Source organism: Sporofaciens sp. JLR.KK001 (assembly GCF_036941055.1).
Lineage (GTDB): Bacteria > Bacillota > Clostridia > Lachnospirales > Lachnospiraceae > Sporofaciens.
Map to the genome: position 1 here is coordinate 1 of NZ_JAYMNO010000028.1, position 215 is coordinate 215.

General features: G+C 40.0%; 1 pseudogene. It reads right to left on the reverse strand.

What is annotated here, in order from left to right:
- A pseudogene (locus tag VSQ62_RS32370) lies at window positions 1-215 on the reverse strand (site-specific integrase); the annotation flags it as partial.

Consider the following 215-nt stretch of genomic DNA (forward strand, 5'->3'; position numbering starts at 1 on the left):
TAATTCGCCTTTGTTCCAGCTTGTGCAATTAAATTACTCAGCATAGATGTTAATTCAGGGGAGTCCTGAAGCAGTTGTACAATATTTGTCACCTCTGGCGCCAATTTCTTTTCTTCAGGCGGAGTGATTTTCCGCAGATCACAATTAGCATAAAAAGCCTCTTCAAACCTTTGGGCATTGACCTTTCGATCTTCATCAAGAATATGTGCATATAC